At 30.9% G+C, this 22,820-nt stretch carries 27 protein-coding genes; 2 read left to right on the forward strand and 25 right to left on the reverse strand.

Annotated elements, in window-relative coordinates; all coding sequences use genetic code 11:
• From BUA73_RS09095 to BUA73_RS09115, 5 genes are all read right to left on the reverse strand, one after another.
• The coding region (locus BUA73_RS09095) for a UPF0236 family transposase-like protein (protein WP_178139246.1) at positions 1-213 on the reverse strand (213 nt) is incomplete at its 3' end.
• A gap of 345 nt (positions 214-558) precedes the next feature.
• Positions 559-1,275, reverse strand: coding sequence for an ImmA/IrrE family metallo-endopeptidase (locus BUA73_RS09100; protein WP_072903822.1), 717 nt, complete (start codon positions 1,273-1,275; stop codon positions 559-561).
• A 16-nt stretch (positions 1,276-1,291) separates the two neighbouring features.
• Complete coding sequence (locus BUA73_RS09105; RefSeq protein ID WP_072903823.1) at positions 1,292-1,663, reverse strand: hypothetical protein; 372 nt, start codon at positions 1,661-1,663, stop codon at positions 1,292-1,294.
• A gap of 16 nt (positions 1,664-1,679) precedes the next feature.
• Complete coding sequence (locus BUA73_RS09110; protein WP_072903824.1) at positions 1,680-2,066, reverse strand: helix-turn-helix domain-containing protein; 387 nt, start codon at positions 2,064-2,066, stop codon at positions 1,680-1,682.
• A gap of 15 nt (positions 2,067-2,081) precedes the next feature.
• Positions 2,082-2,861: an ImmA/IrrE family metallo-endopeptidase gene (locus BUA73_RS09115; RefSeq protein WP_072903825.1), complete on the reverse strand. Its 780-nt coding sequence runs from the start codon at positions 2,859-2,861 to the stop codon at positions 2,082-2,084.
• A gap of 339 nt (positions 2,862-3,200) precedes the next feature.
• Between BUA73_RS09115 and BUA73_RS14605 the strand changes: the two genes are divergently transcribed.
• Entirely contained in the window at positions 3,201-3,539 is a 339-nt protein-coding gene (locus BUA73_RS14605; protein ID WP_423230384.1) for a DUF5658 family protein, read from the forward strand.
• Between the two features lie 54 nt (positions 3,540-3,593).
• On the opposite strand, the gene galE is transcribed toward BUA73_RS14605, so the two are convergent.
• The 19 genes from galE to ymfI form a co-directional block, all read right to left on the reverse strand.
• Positions 3,594-4,589, reverse strand: a complete 996-nt coding sequence (galE, locus tag BUA73_RS09125) for a UDP-glucose 4-epimerase GalE (RefSeq protein WP_072903896.1) — start codon at positions 4,587-4,589, stop codon at positions 3,594-3,596.
• A 30-nt stretch (positions 4,590-4,619) separates the two neighbouring features.
• Positions 4,620-6,023 (reverse strand): lipopolysaccharide biosynthesis protein, encoded by a 1,404-nt coding sequence (locus BUA73_RS09130; RefSeq protein ID WP_072903827.1) that lies wholly within the window; start codon positions 6,021-6,023, stop codon positions 4,620-4,622.
• 90 nt (positions 6,024-6,113) lie between these two features.
• Positions 6,114-7,001, reverse strand: coding sequence for a glycosyltransferase family 2 protein (locus tag BUA73_RS09135; protein WP_072903828.1), 888 nt, complete (start codon positions 6,999-7,001; stop codon positions 6,114-6,116).
• Between the two features lie 85 nt (positions 7,002-7,086).
• Positions 7,087-9,378 carry a polysaccharide pyruvyl transferase family protein gene (locus tag BUA73_RS09140; protein WP_072903829.1) on the reverse strand — a complete coding sequence of 764 codons (2,292 nt, stop codon included), beginning with the start codon at positions 9,376-9,378 and terminating at the stop codon, positions 7,087-7,089.
• Between the two features lie 90 nt (positions 9,379-9,468).
• Positions 9,469-10,218, reverse strand: coding sequence for a GT-D fold domain-containing glycosyltransferase (locus BUA73_RS09145; RefSeq protein WP_072903830.1), 750 nt, complete (start codon positions 10,216-10,218; stop codon positions 9,469-9,471).
• Positions 10,205-11,398, reverse strand: a complete 1,194-nt coding sequence (locus BUA73_RS09150; RefSeq protein WP_072903831.1) for an O-antigen ligase family protein — start codon at positions 11,396-11,398, stop codon at positions 10,205-10,207. The genes BUA73_RS09145 and BUA73_RS09150 overlap by 14 nt, the downstream gene beginning before the upstream one ends.
• Before the next feature lie 49 nt (positions 11,399-11,447).
• Positions 11,448-12,461 (reverse strand): glycosyltransferase family 4 protein, encoded by a 1,014-nt coding sequence (locus BUA73_RS09155; RefSeq protein ID WP_072903832.1) that lies wholly within the window; start codon positions 12,459-12,461, stop codon positions 11,448-11,450.
• 40 nt (positions 12,462-12,501) lie between these two features.
• Entirely contained in the window at positions 12,502-13,290 is a 789-nt protein-coding gene (locus tag BUA73_RS09160; protein WP_072903833.1) for a glycosyltransferase, read from the reverse strand.
• Between the two features lie 158 nt (positions 13,291-13,448).
• On the reverse strand, positions 13,449-14,243 hold the full coding sequence (locus BUA73_RS09165; protein WP_072903834.1) for a glycosyltransferase family 2 protein: 795 nt from the start codon (positions 14,241-14,243) through the stop codon (positions 13,449-13,451).
• A 65-nt stretch (positions 14,244-14,308) separates the two neighbouring features.
• Positions 14,309-15,094: an NAD-dependent epimerase/dehydratase family protein gene (locus tag BUA73_RS09170; RefSeq protein WP_072903835.1), complete on the reverse strand. Its 786-nt coding sequence runs from the start codon at positions 15,092-15,094 to the stop codon at positions 14,309-14,311.
• A 495-nt stretch (positions 15,095-15,589) separates the two neighbouring features.
• A complete protein-coding gene (locus BUA73_RS09175) occupies positions 15,590-16,225 on the reverse strand; it encodes a sugar transferase (RefSeq protein WP_072903836.1) in 636 nt (211 codons plus the stop codon).
• Positions 16,226-16,281: 56 nt separating this feature from the next.
• Positions 16,282-17,052 carry a tyrosine-protein phosphatase gene (locus tag BUA73_RS09180; protein WP_072903837.1) on the reverse strand — a complete coding sequence of 257 codons (771 nt, stop codon included), beginning with the start codon at positions 17,050-17,052 and terminating at the stop codon, positions 16,282-16,284.
• A 20-nt stretch (positions 17,053-17,072) separates the two neighbouring features.
• A complete protein-coding gene (locus BUA73_RS09185) occupies positions 17,073-17,735 on the reverse strand; it encodes a CpsD/CapB family tyrosine-protein kinase (RefSeq protein ID WP_072903838.1) in 663 nt (220 codons plus the stop codon).
• Between the two features lie 21 nt (positions 17,736-17,756).
• Positions 17,757-18,428, reverse strand: coding sequence for a YveK family protein (locus BUA73_RS09190; protein WP_242942361.1), 672 nt, complete (start codon positions 18,426-18,428; stop codon positions 17,757-17,759).
• A 271-nt stretch (positions 18,429-18,699) separates the two neighbouring features.
• Positions 18,700-19,008, reverse strand: a complete 309-nt coding sequence (locus BUA73_RS09195) for a DUF1292 domain-containing protein (protein ID WP_242942362.1) — start codon at positions 19,006-19,008, stop codon at positions 18,700-18,702.
• Between the two features lie 7 nt (positions 19,009-19,015).
• Entirely contained in the window at positions 19,016-19,660 is a 645-nt protein-coding gene (locus BUA73_RS09200) for an undecaprenyl diphosphate synthase family protein (protein ID WP_072903839.1), read from the reverse strand.
• A 76-nt stretch (positions 19,661-19,736) separates the two neighbouring features.
• Entirely contained in the window at positions 19,737-20,147 is a 411-nt protein-coding gene (locus BUA73_RS09205) for a DUF6762 family protein (RefSeq protein WP_072903840.1), read from the reverse strand.
• Positions 20,148-20,438: 291 nt separating this feature from the next.
• Positions 20,439-20,768, reverse strand: a complete 330-nt coding sequence (locus BUA73_RS09210) for a hypothetical protein (RefSeq protein WP_072903841.1) — start codon at positions 20,766-20,768, stop codon at positions 20,439-20,441.
• A gap of 35 nt (positions 20,769-20,803) precedes the next feature.
• Positions 20,804-21,547, reverse strand: a complete 744-nt coding sequence (gene ymfI, locus BUA73_RS09215; RefSeq protein ID WP_072903842.1) for an elongation factor P 5-aminopentanone reductase — start codon at positions 21,545-21,547, stop codon at positions 20,804-20,806.
• Between the two features lie 130 nt (positions 21,548-21,677).
• Between ymfI and BUA73_RS09220 the strand changes: the two genes are divergently transcribed.
• Positions 21,678-21,848: a DUF362 domain-containing protein gene (locus BUA73_RS09220; RefSeq protein ID WP_072903843.1), complete on the forward strand. Its 171-nt coding sequence runs from the start codon at positions 21,678-21,680 to the stop codon at positions 21,846-21,848.
• A 62-nt stretch (positions 21,849-21,910) separates the two neighbouring features.
• Here the strand turns inward: BUA73_RS09220 and BUA73_RS09225 are convergent, their stop codons facing one another.
• Positions 21,911-22,804, reverse strand: a complete 894-nt coding sequence (locus tag BUA73_RS09225; RefSeq protein ID WP_072903844.1) for a YitT family protein — start codon at positions 22,802-22,804, stop codon at positions 21,911-21,913.
• Between the last annotated feature and the right edge of the window lie 16 nt (positions 22,805-22,820).

Raw genomic sequence — 22,820 nt, forward strand, 5'->3', positions numbered from 1 at the left:
AAACTCTATATCTCCCATAATGGTCTTTATACATGTATGCCTCAATCCTTTACTTCTGTAAGTCTTAGTATCTCTTTCATCCATCAACCTACGGTCTAGACGCGTCAGCACCCCTTTCATTAACTCACATGCTTCTTCACATACATATTTATATATTTTTTTCTCTAAATCATTGAAAGTTACCTCTTTATCGTTTAAACTTGTATTGTACATAATATCATCCTTTCTTGTATTGTCTCGATAACTTACATTATAACGGAAATATTATGTATATGGGAGATACTTTTTGTATCTCCTTTATTTTTTTATAAGTAGTAATTACTACTGCCTTTGCCTACTAAAATTATACTCTAACTTTAAACAATAGTTTTTTATGTTTTCCTTCGTCTCTAACTTCTTTTAATACCATAGATATCTCCCCACTTCCTCATCCTAAGAATTATTTCTTCGTCTTACATGCATATATGCGTACATAATGATAAAAAATTTATCCCGTCACACACGCATAGTTGCGAACACATAGGTTTAGAATAACAACACGAGCTATTGCCCCTGCTGTTATTCTAATATATGAATTCCTAAAGTGTTTACTCTTATATCTGCAGCTTGCTTAGATACTTGAAAAGTGTTAGCTAGCTCACCTATAATAATACCTTTTATTATCTCTGAACTATATCCTTGCCACATAAAATCATTTATTCTATGGCCTACTTGGTATTGATCTTTTAACTCTTCTGCTTTTTGCTTGAACATTTCTGCTGGCATAAGAATAGCTGCAGCAAGATTGTCAGCTTGCCACTCCATCCACTCCTCTGGTGTTTTAGGATTGTACACTTTTTCTTGGGGACATCGGCATGCTTTAGCTGTTGCTTTATCTTTGTACGAAAGAGTCATAAACCTTAGCTGATGTTTGTCCCAGTGGACCATTTCATGAGTTATAGTAAATCGTTCTCTTCCCCTATTACCAGTATCAAAAATGTCACTTTCTATTAGTAAGGTTCCCTTTTTATAGTCTCTTCTAATGTAATTATCTGTTTCTTTATCATAAAGCTCTACTTGTCCATCAGAGAATAGCATCATACCTAATGTGTCTAAGCCTCTATCAATATTTACATAATCTATTTCAAGATTCATTTTTAGCTCTGCTATATCTTCTACTGGAACAGGAATGGGTGTCTCTAAAGCCTCTGGACAATACCTCATAAGAAATTTAGTAGCTTCCTTATCCATATCTTTTTTATATATGATTGGCACAAGCTCATTACTTAGATTCATCAACACTCAACCCCTCTTATTTTTTATTGCAGATTTTTATATCATCTACACTAAAATCAGTTAACTCTGCATCCTCTAATATAGCACTACAACTAAGTTCAAACCACTGAGCAACCTCTTCTGATATTTCTTCGCCGTAAGCATAATCCCCTATTTCTATACAGCTGTTAACAAGTACTTTAAAACTTACTTCATCATCATCTTGCTCTATATCACTAACCTTTAATAGTTCTATTCCATTAACATTCGCTTCTAAAACCTCTTGCACTATATTAGCTCTTCTGGTTAAATCATACTCAGCATAATTTGCCTCTACTTCATCACTTAAAGCTTCATACATCTCTGCATGAAAATGTTGTTCAATCAAATTTTTAAAGGTATCACCCATGTTAATTACCCCCCCACTATTTTTCTTCATCTAAAGCTCTTATAAACTCAAGCCAAGCTTTATTCGTTACGTCACTATTCCCTTCTATTGCATCCATCTTTCGTGCCTTTCTAAGTGCTGTCCTTGCAAGATTACTTTCTTTTATGTATTCAGGCAGGTCCATAGGAATTTCATCTCTATCTTCCGATGCCATGTCTATCATTAAATCCATTTCTTCATGTGATAAGCCAAGTAACTTTGCTATTTCTTCTAGCTTATTAATATTTGGTGGATTTCTTCTACCCTTTTCGATATCACTCCAATAAGCTGGAGAAAGGTCAAGTAAATCTGCCATTTTCCTTAAGCTTATATCCTGCTGCTTTCTTTTCTCAACTATAAATTCACCAAATTTATTTGGGCTCATTTCTTTTACCTCCTTTTATAAAATGGAATATTGCTTACTAACTCCAAATCCTAAATTATTAATTCTTATAATTGCAGCTGTTAAAGAGACTTCAAAAGTACCTGCAACCTTTGTTATAACATTATCTACCCATGCACTATATTTAGGGTCTATTCCCAAGTCATATACATACTGGTACATTCCTGCTTCTTTTGCATGTAGTATAATTTCGTTAATAAAAGATTTTTTTGGCATAAGTAATGCGGATGCCAAATAGTCAGCTTGCCATTCCATCCAATCATCATCTGTTAATAAGTTTTTTCTTCCTGTTGATTCAATATCACACTTACGGCATTTAATTGCTGTAGTTCTTTCATCAGGCATATTATCAAATAAACTGATCTGATTTTTATCTATAATATACATTTGTCTATGCAATAACCAATGCCCTACTTCATGAGCCAATGTAAATCGTTCTCTTGGTAACTGCTCTTCATTTAGTAAACTATTATCACTAAGAACTGTACCTTCATCTACAGGTATCATTTTAGCTTTATTATTATTGGCATCATATACCGGGACATGTCCATCATTAAATACCATCATTCCCAATATGGATTGATTATGAGTTAAATCCTGATAATCCATTTGTAAATCAGCATAGAACTCTAAAAAATGTTCTGCGTCTAATGCTTTAGCTTTATCTATCATATCAGGCTTATAATCACTTATGATTATTTCTGCTAATTCCTCAATATCTTTTTTTGAAAGAACGGGCATTCCATTTTTCTTAGTTTTAAAATCTAAATGAACCACATTACCATCCCTTTCACTAATGCATGTATGCTACCATGAGAACATTATACTATGGGGTAATATTCCTTGTCAATAGCATCCACTAACTTTTTATAATTTTCTGATAAACCCCAAAACACTCCCATAAAATAACAAAAAGGTCATCACCTCTAAGCTTTATAAGCTTGCAAAGGTAATGACCTTTTCTTTTTAAGATTTAATTACTGCTTCTAGAACTATTTTTTCTTATATATTCATACTACTAAAAATACTTAGCCTAAATAATAATTATTCTTTCTGAACTTAGCTTGACTATTTTTCACCTTATTAGGCCATACTCCTATATGAGGTGATTAAAATATGAATTGTATTTTTAAAAACTTTACAATAAATAAAAAACTATTACTACTCTACACATTAAACATTTCAGATGTTATATTTACCATAATTCTAATTAACTCTAAATACTTTGTTGAAGGTAACCCTTTAATGGCTTCTTTTTTCAAAACTCCCATAACTGCATTTTTAATTAAAATCATAATTCCTGGATTACTTTTATTCTTTGTGTACATAGTAATTAACCATAATCCCCAAGAACAATTCACTTTTTCTAATAGGCTAATTACCCTTGCTCTTATCCCCTATGTGCTAGTTAATATATTGCATTTAGCCTTCCTAAGTTATATTTTAATATTATAAAAAAGGGCCATCACCTCACAGCTTTATAAGCTTGCAAAAGTGATGACCTTGTTCTTATTCTTTATAATTCTTCTCAAATCTCCATGCATCCCTACACATTTCTAATATACCTCTTTTAGCTGTCCAGCCTAGTTCCCTTTCAGCCTTAGAAACGTCAGCATAGCAGGAAGCTATATCTCCTGGTCTTCTATCTACTATTTCATAAGGTACTTGGGTAGCACTTACCTCTTCAAAGGCTTTTACTAGCTCTAAAACTGAGGTTCCCTGGCCTGTACCTAGATTGTAAATATGTACACCTGGTTGAAGCTTGTTTAGGGCTGCCACATGACCTTCAGCTAAATCCACTACATGAATATAATCTCTAACACCTGTACCATCTACAGTTGGATAATCATTTCCGAAAACCCTTAACTTTTCTAGTTCTCCTTTTGCTACTTTTGTAATATAAGGCATTAGATTATTCGGTATACCATTAGGAGCTTCACCAATTAATCCACTTTCATGCGCTCCTACTGGATTAAAATATCTAAGTAGTGCTACTGAGAAACCTGGATTTGCTTTAGCTATATCGGTAAGAATTCTCTCACTCATAGCTTTTGTTTCACCATAAGGATTGGTAGTCGGTAAAAGATCCATAGTTTCTACAAATGGTACTTGGTTATCACCATATACTGTTGCAGAGGAACTAAATACAAATTTATTAACATTGTACTTCTTGCACATCTTAGAAAGAACCATAGTACTTACTAGATTATTATAATAATAAGCTAATGGCTTTTCTACAGATTCTCCTACTGCTTTAAGTCCTGCAAAATGAATTACACCATCTATTTTGTGATTAGCGAAGATGGTTTCTATAGCTGCTTCATCAGTTACATCTATCTTATAAAAAGTTACTTCTTTATTTGTTATTTGCTTTATTTTATCTATGGTATTTATATTACTGTTGCAAAGATTATCAGCAACAATGACTGTGTGATTATTATTTAATAATTCCACACAAGTATGTGAGCCTATATAGCCTGCACCGCCAGTTACTAATATGTTCATTTTTGATATGTTCATTTTTGATATCCCCTTTTATAGTTTTAACTTCTTTTTTCCTATTTGAAACACCATCAAAACTAATGGTCTTAAAACAATGTATGATACAATACTAAAGATTATCAATATTCCTATTAATAGATAAATATTTTCTATTGTATAGAATGCTATGACTGCAAATATCAATAAAAATAAAAGATTATATGTTTTTGCATCAGTTTTTATATGTTCACTATTATTTAACATTATAATTCTTGATATAGCACCAACAATAAAAGCGATGCATAATGACATAGTAGCCCCCTTTAGTCCAAACATTGGTGTAAGCACCATTAAACAAATCACATTAGTTATTGAAGCAATTATAGTACTAATAAAAAGTTTATTACTATGCTTATTAGCTAAAAAAATAGTTCCTAAAAATCCTGTATATGAATTCACCGAAGTACCTACCAAAACAATAGGTACTATTTGTATAGCTTCATGATATTGTTTGTCTATAAAGAAAGGAAATACAATTTTTATAAATAATAAAAATATACCACTTCCCAATATAGTAACTTTTAATATTTCAGTTATACTTCTCTCATAATATTCTTTTTTATCTTTACTACTAGATAAAATATACGCCATCTCATTCCAAGCAAATTGAAAAACTCCTACAAGTAATATTAACATAGAAGAAAATTTATTTGCTACAGTAAATAAGCCATTTTCATAAGTACCTACATAAATGCTTATAACTAATTGTGTTAAGCCATTTAATAACCATTGAGAAACTGTAGTAAGTGATACTGGTGCAGAAAACTTTATTAATTCTATTATGTTTTGTCTCTTTATATATTTCAACCTTATTTTTTTTATTGGTTTCATTGCTATTTCAATAATAATAATTTGTACTAAAACACCAATTATCGAAGATGTATACAGTGATTCAACTCCTTGCTTGAATATAACTATTAAAACTACATTTAAAATAATCATCAAAGCACTATTTATACATCCTGACATTACAAACAAAGAATTCTTTTGAAATGCTCTTGCTATTACACTATAAAAATACTGAATCCCTATTCCTAAAGCATAAAAAAATATTAAAATTTTATAGTCAAAATCATATATACAACTAACTATAATAAATCCTATAAAATAAATAAATAACCCTGATAGCATAACAACAAAACCATTACTTATTACTTTATATTTATCTTCATCATCTTCATAATCAAAAGCAAATCTAAATACACTATCCCATATTTGAAAAAAAACTAATGGTATTATTAAATTAGATAATGATTGCATTAACCCAAATGTACCAAAATCTGTTGGCGCTATTCTATTAGTGTATAGTGGTAAAAGTAAGAATGATATAATTTTGGTAAATGCATTTCCCAAAAAATATATGCCAGCTGTCTTAATAAATCTTTCAATTTTACTCATAATAATTACCTTTTTCACAAATTAAACTTTTACCTCTAAATAAGTTAAATATCATTTTTATCATATATTATGCCCCTTTATGCATTAATTTCAATTATAAATCCATCTTGGCATTTTTAAAGTATAACAACAAATAGACAATGGTAAAGCACAAACATATAATTTTTTATTCTTACAATTCTTAAAAGATTTATTAATCTTATATTTCCAACACCAAGTAGTATAAACAATAATCGCTTTTAAATTTCTTATTAATCCTCTTTTTGCTATTGTAAGTTGATTTATACCTAATGCATAACCATATGGATTGTTTTTATATAATCTTTGACTATTAGTAGTATATCCATCTGTTAAATACTCACATATTGAAAAAACTTCATTGATTATATATAAATCATATTTTTCATCTATACTAGAAAGCATAACACTCTCCAGAATAAATTTATCTTCAATTTCAGGATATAAGTGTTGCTTCAAAATGTCTGCTTTATATGCCCTACAAGTATCTCCGCTAAAATTATATTTTTTTATAAGTGTATCAACATTTTCAATAAACTGTTTTTGTGGCAAATTAGGATTACCCATAATCTTTCTATCTGGTGTTCCTCTTCTTGCAAGTACACCAGCAACCTTTGGATTGTCTTTTATTTTTTCTAGCACTGATAAAAACTTTTCTACAGTAAAATTTTCATAATAATCATCCGAATCTAAAAAAGCAAAATATGGAGTTGTACAATTTAAAATCCCTTTATTCACTGCTCTTTGCTTACCTGCATTTTTTTGATAAATATATCTTATTGATATTTTATCTTCATTTATCCATTCATCAATTAAATTTTTGGTATCATCTGTAGATCCATCATCAACAATTAACCAAATAAAATCTTTACATGTTTGTTTGCACAAAGCACTGTAACATTGAGGAAGTATATATGCTCTATTATATGTAGGTGTAAAAACCGATATCTTTTTATCCATTTTATCCTCCTCGCTTTCTTTTTTATAAAATTCAAATTACTACTATGCACAATAGTCTATAACATAGCAACATCTATTTTATTAATTATTTTACAATACGTTTGATTTTTGCATAATTAGTTGATAAAACTTTATTTAAATATTCAATTTTTGAATACTTATTTAATATTGACTTTAAATCTAAATCACTACTCTTAAGCTCTGAAATCAACTCATCGTAATACAAAGGCTTTATTGGATTTACTGGAAATTGAACGTTCCAGTAATCAAGTATATCTTCTTTTATTAATTCAACCATATTTTTTTCTTGAAGTTTTTCTAAAATAGATTTTCCTGATGATGTCATTGAAATAACCATAGAAGCCCCTGTAATTTTGTATTTATCATACTTTTCACCCCAATAATCACCTATACGTATATCCGCTTTACTTGTGATTCTATAGTTACATTCATAGCACGAAGTCATATAGCAGTCCTGTAATTCAAAGTACTTGTAAAACATATCTTTTGTATTTCTTCTAATATATGTATTATTATTTCCTGATACATATATGTGTATTTTTTTCCACCCTTTCTTTTTGAATCGAAATTGTACTTCTGGTTTCCTACCATAACCATACTTTTTAGAACCTTCATTTAAATATTTGTACCAAAGATAATTTGATGGAACCCCATGACATATTAAATCTACTAAAACAAACTCTTCACGACGACCTTTTATCTTTAATAAATTATCTAAACCAGCTATCTGACAAGGAGTTCCAAACACAACAGCATTCTTTGATGATAATACATCTTTAAATGCTTCTTTTGTATTGCTTTGAATATACTTTGACCCTTGAAACATTGACAATGAACTTATATCTCCAGCTTTAACTTTTTTATGCATTGCTCTAGATGACTCTTTATCATAATTACAACCAACAATATCATATCCTTGATTACTTAATAATTTTGATATTTCATATGCAGCCCCACCTGAGGTTGATGTAGCTAATGTATTCTTTGATGTAGCTCTTAACATATATAATGAATTCTCTTCTTGATTTATATATTTAGCCCTTTCTCCATTATAAGGACATACCTTCTTGCAAAGACCACAACCTGTACATTTTTCCTTATCTATTATAGCTTCATAAAATCCCTGATTATTAATTTCTATTGATATTGCATTATGTTTACAAACATTTACACATACCGTGCATCCACTACATGTATTTGTAATCTTGTAATTATTTTTATTAAAAGTATATTTAAACGCATCATTTAACGAATCTTCAAGATATTTCATAGATTTCTGTTTTTCTATTGAAATTAATTTAAATGTTTTTTCAAAATCATATTTAAAAACACTATCAATGTTAAATTTATTATTTGATACAAGTCTACATTCTAAATTAATTAAGCTCAACAAATTATATATACGCGAATTTTGGGATTCTGCATTTTTGTCAGAAAATCGCTTATACGTAAGAAACGGGCGTTTATATAATACTGAAAAAATAGTTCCATGAAATGAATCTGTACATACAAATGAAGCCTTTTTTACTAAATATAAAAATTCTCCCGGTCCAATACCATCTAAAGTTATATAACCTCGATAAAAATCTTTTTTAAATATTGGTATTATTATCACTTTTAGGCCATATTGTTCAGATAGTTTTTTTACGTGCTTCCAATACTCCTCGTTATCACCTAGAAAATAACACAAAATATATTCTGAAGGTATATCAACACTTATTAAATAATCATCCCACTCTTCAGCAGTAAGTAATAAAGTGGGATCTAACACCACTATTGCTTCTAAATCAGTTAATTCTTTTATTAAATCTGCTCCCTGCTTTTCTCTAATAGATAAATGTTTAAATCTCTTCAAATTTTCCGCTATTCTTTTTTTAGCAAATTCTTTTTTTATAACACTTCTTCCAAAACTTGGTGCATAAGCAATCATCTTATTTTCAACTTCAACAAAATCTAAATAATACTTTGAATTAAATTCTCTTGGTGACCAAATTTGATCACTTCCACATATAAATGCATCATATTCTTTATTTAATCTATATAATTCCGATGATGTTTGAGCTTTTCTCATACTTAAATGTTTTTCTTTAAACCTTTTAAATGCTTGAGCTCTATCCTCTGTATATACTTCCTTATGATATTTTTTATATTTAAAACTTCTTTTCATCTTTTCTTTTACTATTGATGGGGTTAATAATTTTTCTAATTTTGTTGTCCTGTCATACCCTTCTGAAATATAATCAATCCCCTCTAAACAATGTCCCATATTTTTTATAACTCGTGTCGTAGCTACAGATTGAAGAACTGTACCATAATTATCATGCTGAAACCACGTCATAAGTGCTACTTTTTTCATATTGTCTCTCCTCTTAATCAAATGTGTTAATCTTAAAATTCAATAAGACTATCTAAACTATCAATATTATTAATTATTATTTTCAATGGTTTACTTACTCCTCAATCTCAATGGACTGTCCCAACAATGACCTGTATCTATTGCCCAAATACCATTCAATGCTAACTTGTAAACTAAATATTTTGCACACGGTCCTGCTGAAATTAAAACTAATAAATCATTTCTTTCTGAAGCTATCTTTATTATTTTTTTTAGTATATGTTCACTATTTTCAAAAGCATCTCTAGGTGGTATTACAACACTTTCTGTTGAAATTTTATATTTATCTTCAAACTCTTTTGCATATATTTCTTGGTTATGAACAAAAATTATATTTTTCACTCCAGTATTAGTCCATATCTTACTGTATATTTTCTCATTTCCATTTGCAAATAAAAAAGCATCTCCGTAAGTTATATCCTTATCGTATTTTTTTTTAAAAATATATCTAGAAAAAGACCATGATGCAACATAAACACGCTTTTTTATTAATTTAAATCCATTACAAATAAAAAATTCTCCCGGCATACAGATTATATAACTAGCTTGTTTTGGATTATTTAAATAATTTTCTAATATATTTTCAAAGTGAGTCTTCAACTCAGCTGAATATTTCTGATAATGAACATCTTTTCCTTGAAGAATATTAAATTCTCCATCCCCTAGTCTAATTATTGATTTTTTATCCTTTACAATCAATGATATAGTTTCTTCTGCACTTAAAATTTTAGCTTTATTACAACAATTTAAGGACATTATAAAATTAAACATTACTTTTATCCAAATTTTAAATCTGTTCATTATTAAATAACTCCTTTTCTGTTTCAGCATTGGCTATTCCTAAAAAAATAAATAATAAAAAGAAAATAGGTGCAAAATATATTGTTGCCTCAAAATAACCATTAATCAATACACACATAAAACCTATTAATAAGCTGATTTTTAAATCAGACAAGCTTTTGAACGTACATATAAAATGAATTTTTTTTAATATAAATCCAAAATACCCCACAAATCCAATGACGCCAAAATTCGCTATTATAGCCAAGTAATTGTTATGTAAATCTAGTTTTTCTCCTATACCAAGCAATTCAGCTCTTGACCCCAACCCAAATAACCATTTTATTGTATCTTCCATAGTTAAAAAAAAGCTATTCCAGATTACTTCTCTGCCCGTATATAAATTTTTATTTATAAATGATATCTCTATATTAATACCATATTTATACATCATTAGGTATACAATAGGAAATAATACTCCTACCATAATTATTATGAAATTAGCATATACTATACGTTTTTGTTTTTTCCTGTAAAAATCTTTAGGTATAACATAATTTAAAAGTATGAATACTATAAGAGGTATTAGACTTCCTCTTACCTCTAACAATGCAATACCATAAACACTAGTTGCTAATACAAATAAAATGATAATTTTTTTAAATTTATACTTTAATTGGCCAATAAAAATGCAAATTAACATACTTGTATATAAAATAAGATAACCAACTACATTAGGGTTAATATTATGAATTCCTTCATAAATAACTTTATTGTAATAGCCTTTAGATTTTGTAACCCAATAAAAATTTAGTAAAAAGAGGAATAACGTAAGTATCTTAAAGTCTTTTTTTGTAAAACAAAATTGGGAAAATACAATAATAATAACAAATCCATAAATATAATTAATAATACTTCCTAAACCTCCAGAATTAATCAACACAGTACACGTTCCATATATTGTAAGAATTAATATTGAGAATAAATTTGTAGATACTTTTTTCTTAATCTTTCCACTTAATATTAATATGAACACCAAAAAAAAGATGTTAAAAGAGGCTATTTTTCTATACATAGTCAAAAATCTAACATCCATAAATGCTATAAAATTAATTATTAATCCTATAATCAGTAGGATTTTAGCTAGCTTTTGTCCTTTTTCCACTTTTCTATCAGCTACTATATGTTTACTATCTAACATCAACATTCTCCTTATTTATATGATATTATAATTTTCAACTTATTGAATTTTAACTATTATAAATCTTATCAACTAATGACATAGCTGACGCTTTGAAATGTATCTGTTGAATATTTAACCCTTTCTTTAATCTACTTTGGTTTGCTCTAATTAATAGTTTCTCTATCTTTTCAGCAATTTCATCATTATTTTTATTATTAAAAATAATATCACCATTTTCAATTGTTTCTATTATGTCCATTGATCCAATATTATTTGAAATAAGTAAATTGCAGTTACAAATCAAGGCCTCTATAATAGCTAACCCAAAAGTTTCAAACTCACTATTTTGTATATACAAATAACTTTCCGATAAAATATATAATACTTTTTCATGTGTTAATTTATCATAGTAAGTTACAAAGTCATAACTACAAATCTGTTCCTTATCGGTACCAGCTTGTCCTATAACTATATATTTTAAGTTCATTTTTTTTTCTTTATTCAGTTTATCAATCGCTTCACAAATCATCAAATTATTTTTTTGACGTACTCCTCCACCTATTGATACGATTTGGTTATTCTTTTTGTTACTATTATGTGTCAACACAATGCTCTTAATTTTTTCTATATCTATTCCATTAAAATTATAGTCGAACTTATCTGCATATTCTGGTTCTTCTTTTTTCATATACTCCATAAATTTCATTGAAACACAAAATACCCTATCCACATTTTTGAATATATATTTTTCAAAATCATTGATACTTTTCAATTTTTCTTTAGTAATGGCTTTATTATTAATTTTACTTTCGTAGGTACTGTAACCATGCATCAAATAAAGCACTTTTTTATTAAATAACTTTGCTATCTTTATGCATATAATATTTGATTTAGAGAAACTACAAAGGCAAACATAATCAGCCCTCATTGTCTTTATAATCAATTCCAAAACTCTCATTATCTTGTTTTTCGCATCAGAATATAACATGTTTTTATTGTTTTCAAGACCTCTACGTATAATTTTGTTCGCTATAGATGGTCCTGTATTATTTGAATAATCTCCAACAAAAAATATCTTCATCTAACTATGCCTCATTTCTAATATTACTCAAGTCTATTTATCAATATGTTTTTTCTAAATATTCTCTTCTTCCTTCCAACATATACTTGACTGCTTGAAGTATCCTTACTTTTCCTCTGAATAACTTATATTTTCTTATTGCAAATTGAATAATAAATAAAAAAGAGAATAACTTTGACATTCCAGTAAATGCTGCACCTTTACTTATAAAATATTCTTTGTTATACCCTCTAAACCATGTTGATTCTCCTAAATGGAGATTTCCAATTTTTATCGGGACGTATACAATCTTTAACCCTTGCTTCAAACAATCAAAAAGAAAAATATTTTCTTCTCCCATACAATACTTTGCTCCTGCTCCGAACAGCTCATTAAATCTAATTCCATATTTATTTATATTATCTAAACGAAAAGTAATCTCCACAGATGCTACTTTCATTGATGTTAAATAGTTTAATTCACGAACCTTACAATGGTATTTCTTAAAAGTCCCTTCTATACCTTCTACTTGGAACACTATAATGTCAGCATCTGGATACTGCTTAAATTGATCAAGTATTAATTTTTCATAGCTGTCAATATACTCTATATCATCATCTGATATAAGACAAACATCATCTACCGAATTTCTTATTGCAGCATTTCTACTACGGCTTAATCCACGTTCTGTGGAATTTATCCATCTTACTGGCCATTTATCATTTTTAAATTCCTCAATGCCATTCTTATCACATTGATTAACAATAACAGCATCTGATTGTATATTCATCTTTTTTACCAAACTATAATTAGTTTGATTCATAGTTGATACTAATACTTGCAATCTCATAATAGCCTCCCCTTTTCTTGTTGTAAAATACTTGACACACATCTACGAGATATAAGTTTTACTTATATACCAAATACTGTAAATTAATATACTTAAGAATCTAGTTTTCATTTTATAGTAATTACGTTTTACATTAATTTCCCTTCAGTATTCAATAATTATCTCTTCAAAATATCAATATTTGCATATTTCCTAATTGACCCCATAACATGTCTACACATAAAATAAGCAGAACCAAGTGGGTTCATACCAATAAATCTAAATACCTTATATGTCATTTTTATGGTCTTGATTTTTTTTCCAGATTTTGAGTTGGGTGAAATTCTATATACTAAAAGCGACTCATTAATACCATAAGCACATACTCCAGTTCTTAATATCCTTAACCATACTGCATAATCTTCATGCATATCATCTTTTTCCATTCGGATGTCTTTGAAAAATTTCTTTTTTATGAGAACTGATGAACATGATATAACATTATGTGTTCTCAACTTTTTGTAATCGACCTTTTCAGGGACTTTTAATATTCCTTTATAATTGACTCCACCTTCATTTATAAAAGAAGATCCAGTAAAAACAAATTCTGCACCTTCTTTATTTGAAAGTCTGATTTGTTTCTCCAACTTTGAATCTTTCCACATATCATCACTATCCAAAAATGCAATCCATTCACCCTTAGCAAGTGATATTCCTCTATTCCTTGTTTCAGATACGCCTAAATTTTTATCATTTTTATAAAATCTAATACGATAATCTTTATTGGATAACTCTTCAATTATCTTTACTGTATTATCTTTAGAACCATCATCTATTACTATAAGCTCCCAGGAGTTGTATGTCTGTGCTATAACAGAATTAATTGCATCTTCTATATATTTTTCACAGTTATACGCTGGCATTATTATTGAAACTAAATCTCCTGATACATTTTTATTTTCTTCTGAACTCATTAATACCCCTCACTTTCACTTGCAATAACAGCTAACTTTAAATTAATGACGTTATAGCCTATTTTTTATTCTGATATTTCTTTCTCATATACCAAGTCCCCAAATACCTTATTAACCATACTAACCTTCAGTACCCTTAATAACGGATTAAATAACTTAGTCATATATATTTTCTTACCATGTGCCTCTGCAATAGCCTTAACCATATCAGAAGTGCAAACATATTCCTCATTCTGTGGTAAAAATAAGCCATTGCTCTCATCATCAATAATTAGCTTTACAAACTCACATAACTTATCTATCTCAATCATACTTCGCTTATTTTCAATCTTTGGGAAAATAGGCGATTTCAATGCAAACTTTTCTAACCTAACATAATTACCTTTACAGCCTTTACCATATATCATAGGTGGTCTTAAAACTGAAATATTAAAACTATCATCTTGTAATGGTGCTATTAACTCTTCTGCTTGAAGTTTTGACTTCCCATAATTACTCTTTGGTGCAGGAACAGTATCTTTACTTATAACACCAGTCTCCATGCCATAAACACTCATAGAACTTAAAAAAATAAATTGCTTAACTTCTTCTGCTTTAGCTTTCTTAGCAACTTCATATACTAAATCTCTATTAACTTTATAGTAGAGTGTTGCATTTTCTTTAGTCTCTTTTATATGAGCAATCCCCGCCACATGAAATACCACATCATACTCTGAGAAACTCTTCTCTTTCCAAGCCTCATCTATCATATCAACAGTCTCAACTATGTACTCATCTTTCCATTGCTTCAAGTAATTTTCTAGGCTTGTCCCGATATAACTATTAGCACCAGTTATAAGTATCTTCTTCATCTAGCTCACCTACCTTCTTCTCATCCATTCTCATCACAAATTATCAACAAACTCTCAAAACCCTTAATTATCAAGGCTTCCAATCCTACCAATGCATGAATGGTAATACCCTACACTCTTCTTAAAACATTTCAGATACATATTCAACCTATAAACACCTTGCTATCACTGGGTTTCAAGCCTTCTAATCCCTTCCCCATTCTCACTTCGCAGATTTTCCAGGTATCCAAACTTGTCCATTTTTGTATTTTCAACACCCCTCAAACCCTTTAAAATCAAGACCGAACAAGCCACGATAGCTTGTCTTATCCTTTTACCATTCTCACTTCGTCATTTCCATACAATCACAAGAACCACATTTTATTAAGACATATACATAAATAAAACCACATCTATAAATATGTCTATATTATATAATCTATATGTACCTTAGCCTTACACTTCAATAAATAAGCCTCAACAAGAAAATATATCTTGTCTTGGCCTTGCTTACCTCTAAACGTTCTCTTTTATTTTTCCTGATAATTGCTTGCTTGGACCCTTCTCTTCTATCATTCCTTCTACAACCCCTGTTCTGCTAAGAACACATACAATGGTTCCTATAAAACACCTTAAATCCAATACAATACCCATGTTTCTGTAGTAGTATCCGTCATAGGATGCTTTGTCTTCTATGGTAACTGTGTCTCTTCCATTTATCTGGGCCCACCCTGTTAGACCTGGTCGTATGTCGTTGGCATTGTATAAGTCCCTTTCAGCTATTAGATCGTATTGATTCCAAAGGGCTGGTCTAGGTCCAATTACGGCCATTGAGCCTGCCAGGATGTTGAATATTTGTGGAAGTTCATCTAGGCTTGTCTTTCTTAAGAATTTTCCCACCCTTGTGATGTACTGGTCAGGATTCTTTAGTAAATGGGTAGGTGTATTTTTAGGTGCATCAGTTTTCATAGTTCTAAATTTGTATATGTTGAAATATGTCTTATTTCTCCCCACCCTTTTTTGAGTAAAAAAAATACTTCCTTTAGAGTCCAGTTTTATACATATCATAATTATGATAAAAACAGGTGCTAGTACTACAATACCTATGAGAGCTAAAATAAAATCAAAAAACCTTTTTACTACACTATACATAGCATCACCCCTATTAATTTAGATTGCGCAATAAATTCTTTAAATAAATTAAAACATTATGGAAAGAGCAGTGATAAAAACTTATTTCTTTTTTTTATGAGATTTCCCGAAAAACCAACTAGCTCGTCCCTTAAAATTTTTTCTCCATTTCTTCTTAGCTTTGGCAAATACTTAGGATTAATTTTTTCTATAACTTCAACGCCTCTAGTCATATCTGTATTCCTGTAGTCCACATGGTGTGCATCAGATCCAAATACAGAGTAAATTCCGTTTTTTATGAAGGTTTCTGCAGTTTTCTTTACTTTTCCGCCAAAGTCCCCCACGGCACTTCCTACATTTAGTTGGAACAAAAAACCCTCCTCAATAAATCTATTGATCAGCGTAGGAGAGTTTATAAAAGTTTTATATCGCTCTGGGTGGGCAAGGATTGGTACAATACCTTTTATCTGAAGTTCGTAAATATTATTTATCACATCTTCCGTGGAAAATTCTCCCATAGGAAGTTCAATTAACATATATCTTGTGTTTTCTATTGTATCTATTTCCCCTTGACGATAATATTCAAGCAAATCTTCACTGTAGTATACTTCTTGTCCAGCATATATTTCTATGTTTATTCCCCTATTTTTGCTTTCATCTTTTAAGTATTTTACTTTTTTGTTTATAGTCTCTCTTGAAACATAAAACTTACCCATTTTAAAATGCGGTGTGGCAACGATTTTTTTAGTGCCACTGCAGCTAGCTATTTTAATCATTTCTATGGCTATGTTTTCATCATCTGCTCCGTCGTCTACACCATAGACAATGTGTGAATGAAAATCTATCATACAATCCACTCCCATAGAATCTATTTTTTTTCAGTTTTTCCGTAGTATTTGTAATACTTTTCATTGGCGTTGTCCAGTTTATTTAGAACAATTCCAATGATATTTGCATTTACTTTCTTCAATAGGTTCACCGAATTCTGAACTAAATTCTTCTTAGTTTTCCCCGCTTCTACCACAATTATAACACCATCAGCTCTTGCAGATAGTATTTGAGCATCCGTTACAGCCTGCAAGGGGGGAGTGTCCAGTATAACATAATCAAATGCTTTCTTTAGCATTTCGATTAAAGAATTCATGGATTTAGATCCTAACATTTCAGATGGATTTGGTGGAATCTTCCCTGAAGTTATGACAACTAAATTGTCGTTGTACTTGTAACCAACGGCAGTTAAATTGTCTTTGCCTAGAATCAATTCCGATACACCCTCTGAATTTGATATTCTAAACTTTTTATGTAAACTTGGTTTTCTTAAATCGCAATCTAAAAGCACTACCTTGTTGTCGTTTTGCGACAAAGCTATGGCTAAATTCCCAGATATGGTGCTTTTTCCTTCCCCCGGTTCTGAGCTTGTCACTGCTATTACCTTGTATTTGTCATCTATGGATGAGTACTGTATATTGGTCCTCAAAGTCCTGAAATTTTCTGCTGCTATTGATTTAGGTTCATTGTCCACTACAAACATTTTTATCTACGCCTTTCCTGTTTATTGGTTGTGAATTGATATATTTCCTACAACGGGAATATTTAACTCATTCTCTATACTTTCTTTTGTTTTATATGTATTGTCTAGAAAATCCATAAGAAAAGCTATTCCAAAACTGATGATTATGCCAAGGAAAAAGGCTATTATCATATTTAGTTTTATATTTGGACTAACTGGATTTGTTGGAACTTCGACTTTTTCTATTACCTTTGTATTGCCGTTTGGCACCAATTCCTTTGAAAGCTTCATAAATTCATCTGTCACCGCTTCGATTATGTTGGCTGCCATAGTTGGCTCTGTGTTTTTAAATTTTATCTGGAGTATCTGAGTGTTTGGCATGGTGTTTACCGTCAAACTATCTAAAGCACCATCCACATCTATATTGTAATCTTTACTTTCTACGGCTTTTTTCATAAGATCTTTTGTCTTTATAGCCTCAGAATATGTCTTCATAAGGGTTTGATACATCATTATATCACTTTGACTGTACTTTTCTGAGCTAGCATCATCTTTTCCTATAAAAAGCTTTGTACTAGCTTCGTATGTGGGTTTTATAAGTATCGCGCTTATGGCTCCCACTATAATTGCCATGAATAAAGGCATTATTATTACAAGTTTCAACCTTTTTTTTATTATTTGCATTATATCTACTATGTTTATTGAATCCTCCAAGGCCCTTCCTCCCAAACTGTAACTTTTTTAGTTTTGTTTTGAAACTTTATCAAATTTACATTATTAAAATGCTTTAAATTAAGAATATCATCATTTCACAGATATTTCAATACTGTTACAAATGTAAAATTTAATTTTATTTATAGTTTCATTACTTTTTTTCATTAAAACCATAGTTTTTCATTATTTTATTACAAAATGTAAAGAAAAAAAGCTAGATTTCGTCATTTTACGATTCTAGCTTTTGAAAAAATACTATTCATTTTTTATTCTACTCATTTTTGTGTTTTTCATTGTATGCGTCTAATACCTTGTGGAACTCTGCACCGTCCCCGATGGATTTGTATTTGGTTTCTCCGTTGTACTCGTTGACCCTGTAGGCTATGGCGTCTTCACTGCCAATTTGGGATACTATTATGTATTCTTTGTCCTCTATCTCTATTCTGTCCACTAACTCTAGTTCCACTGTTTCGCCTTTTTGGTTTTCTACGGTCATAAATGGTTTTGACATATTTGTATTCTCCTTTACTATAGACTTGTTTGTAAGACTATCTTGTGTAAAAAAGCTAGAAATATGCATTTATTTTTTAGCCACCTAAGGTGATGTCTTGGTTGTTGTACCACATAACAGCCTGTTCTACGTGACAAGGCTTAAAATCGGGCCAGTAATCCTCTACAACGTAAAAGTCCGAGTAAACAGATTGCACTGGAAGAAAACCGCTTAAACGGCACCTACCGCCCCATCTTATAATAAGGTCCATCCGGGAGATATCCCTAGACTGTATTCCGTCGTAGATGTCTCTTCTATTTGTGTTGTTTTTATTGCTTAAACTGTACAAATCCCAATTCCACCCGTAGTTCACTAATAAGTTTACCTTCAGTGAATCTTTTTCTTTCTTTTGTCTTTTTGTAAAAGGCAGTAGTTCTTTTGGAAACATAGCAGAATTGCAGTCCCCTAATACCATGACGTCAGCCCCTTCTCTTTGCATAATATAAACTGCTTCTATACACGCTTTTGTGAAGGCTTCCCTTTGTTCCTTCGGCCTTTTAGTGTTGTCTGTAGTAAAACCGTAGTAGGTTATTTCCTTTACACCCATATCTCTTAAAACTCTTAAACACTGCAACCCAGGGTTGAGGCCTTCTTTGTAGCCTTGGCTTTTAGCTCTGCCATTGTCGCAAGCCCATCTCCTATTTCCGTCGGGTATAATACCAACATGATTAGGTATTCTCATTTTTATTTTTCCTCCAATAACGCTAAAGATAGCTATTATTATCCCCAGAAAAACCTAATTTTATTCACTTGTAGCTTTATTCACTTATATATTGATCCTTTAGATCTTTTATTTCTTCGTACACCCTATTTTGCTCCTCTACAAATTTGTCCATTAAAGAACTCAAGATTTCTTCCATTTTCTCTTCGTTATACTTTAATGTAAACCTAAAGCAAGGGTTGTATTCTTGGTCCAATTCCTCGTAATCCTCGTATAGATCCTTAAATTCGCTAAAATCCACGTAATCGTAGAAAGCTGTGTATTCCCAGTCCTCAAGGTCTCTGTCTGTGCTCACGGTTATACATACATGGTAATTACCTTTTTCATCCTTGTATGCAAATAATCCCTTTATTAAATCTATGTTCTCCAAATCGTAGCTCTCTATTTCTCTTACAAATTCTCCTGTTTCCTTATTTTTCTCCATAAGCACTATTATCTCTTTTTCCATAATTTTCTCCTCGTTTTCTAATTTAAATTTTAATTTAATTTTTAAAACCATATCTTATTTTTCTGTAAAAAAGAGTCCTTAGGGGACTCTTTTATTAGAACAAACTAGCAACCGCATCTGCAACAGCCATTGCCTCCGCAACCACCTATAAATCTAGTTGGAGAGCAAATCCACCATATCAGCAATATTATTACTATAAACCAACAACAACACATCTTAAAACCCTCCCTTATCTACTTTAATATCATAAGTTAATCCACAATACAATATATTATTGAAGGGTCAAATGTGTTAAAGGTTTTTATACTCTGCGTCCACCACACTGGAATTTTCCTTATTTGGTTTCTCAGGCTCAAATACAGGGTTTCTCACAATTTCAGCGTCCACGTATGTAGTTTTATTCATGTTTATATTTTTTTTCATCTCTTCTATCTCTTTTGCATTCTTTCTTTTATTCATTTCTGCGGTTTTTTTATTTATAGCAGCTTTTATAATACCGTATACCTTTCTAAGAAGAATAATGGCTATAGCCGCCGCAGCTATATAAAATATATTTTTAAATAAAAAACCTATTATAGATACGCATATTAAAAGAATTATAATAAAAATTATGGCCTCCATATAGTAATCCTCCTACACCCTAGTCTACTCTTTGTTTATATCATGCCGCCATCTGCTCTTATAATCTGTGATGTTATATAAGAAGAAGCATCTGAAGCTAAAAACACTGCCAATTTCGCTATTTCCTCTGGCTTAGCTAATCGCCCCAGTGGAATATCCTCACATAAGGATTCCAATTCCTTTTGTGACATCCATTCATTCATCTCCGTAGCTACTGCTCCCGGGCTAATGGCATTTACCCTTATACCAGAAGGTGCCATTTCTTTTCCCAAGGCCTTTGTAAATGAATCAATGCCTCCCTTTGTAGCGGAATAAAGCACCTCACAGGAAGCGCCGCACTGCCCCCACATGGAGGATATATTTATTATGTTTCCACTCTTTCTATCAATCATACTAGGAAGAGCACATCTTGTCAAATTTATGGTACCTAGTAGGTTTGTGCCCATTATTTCCTCAATGTTTTCCTCTTTGCAGTAGGCAAATACATCCACCATGCTAATGCCCGCATTGTTCACCAGCACATCTACTTTTCCAAAGTTTTCAATGACAAAAGCCATCATATCTTTGCACTGGGTAAAGCTGCTCACATCACCCTTTATTGACGTAGCATATCCTCCTGAACTCTTTATAAGATTTACTATTTCCTCTGCCTTTTCTTTGTTCTTTTTGTAGTTCAAGATAACTGTAGCCCCATGGCCTGCAAATTCTGTGCATATAGCTTTGCCGATGCCTCTAGAACCTCCTGACACTAAAATAACTTTATTTGTAAAATCAAACATATTACCATCCCTTTTTTAATATATGATTTATTATAACACATTTTATCTCCCCATTTACACATAAATAACTTTCATTTTTCATAGAGATATGGTATTATAGTTATGAAATTTCATTAAGGAGGCGTGTATTATGTCATATAAAATTAATGATTCTTGTGTAAACTGTGGTGCTTGCGCTAGCGAATGTCCAGTTGACGCAATAACTCAGGGGGATACTCAGTACATAATCGACCCAGAAAAATGTATCGATTGTGGCAACTGTGCTAACGTTTGTCCAGTAGGAGCTCCAGTAGCTGAATAGTATTATTTTAAAAAACATCACCCTTTTGTAGGAGTGATGTTTTTTATACTTTTAAAGCTGATTTAATCTTGTTTTATATCTTTAAACCCTTCGCCCAAAGTCTCATGCACGTCGTAGGTTATGACAAAACAATTAGGGTCTTCTTTTCTTAAAAATGTCTTTAGGCTTATAAATTCTTTCTTTGGTATAACCGTTGTTATGACCTTTTTTCTCTTATTTGTATAAGCTCCTTCAGCTTCGTATACCGTAGCACCTCTGCTCAGTTTTACCATGATGAAATCCAGAACTTCTTTCTCTCTATCTGTGAATATTTCAACCTTTTTGCATATGCTTATACCTGCTGTGAACTCGTCGATTATAATACCATTTAGCATGATACCAACTATGGCATACATTCCTTTTAACATACCGAAGGCATAAAAGGCCATTAATGTTACAAAAAAGTCGGCTATTAATAGGGATTTACCCATTTGAATATGTAGAAATTTGTTTAAAATTTTGGCTATTATATCCGTACCACCTGTGGAACCGTTTTCGTTGAATACAATGGCCATTCCAATGGCAGATATAACTATACCAATGATTAGCTCTATGAATAAATCCTGCGTAAAGGAGTGAGTCATTGGATAAATCTTTTCTAACGCCATAAGCAAAACACTGTACATCAAGCTGCAGTATATGGTTTTAACTCCAAAGGAAGCTCCTATGAATATGAACCCGATTATAAGCAGAATTCCATTTAGTATAAATACGTAAGTTCCCATGCTTATAGCTGGGAAGATCTCGCAAAGCACCATGGCGATACCTGTAACTCCCCCAAGTGCTAAATTGTTTGGACTTTGAAAAAAATGCACTCCTATGGCCAAAAAGAAAAGCCCCAGTGTCATCATAAAATAACTTCTTAAGTTGTCCCTATTAAAAATTTCTTTTGCGTTAATTGATATATTATTCCCCATGTTAATCCCTCATCTT

The sequence above is a fragment of the Hathewaya proteolytica DSM 3090 genome (genome assembly GCF_900142225.1).
Lineage (GTDB): Bacteria > Bacillota > Clostridia > Clostridiales > Clostridiaceae > Hathewaya > Hathewaya proteolytica.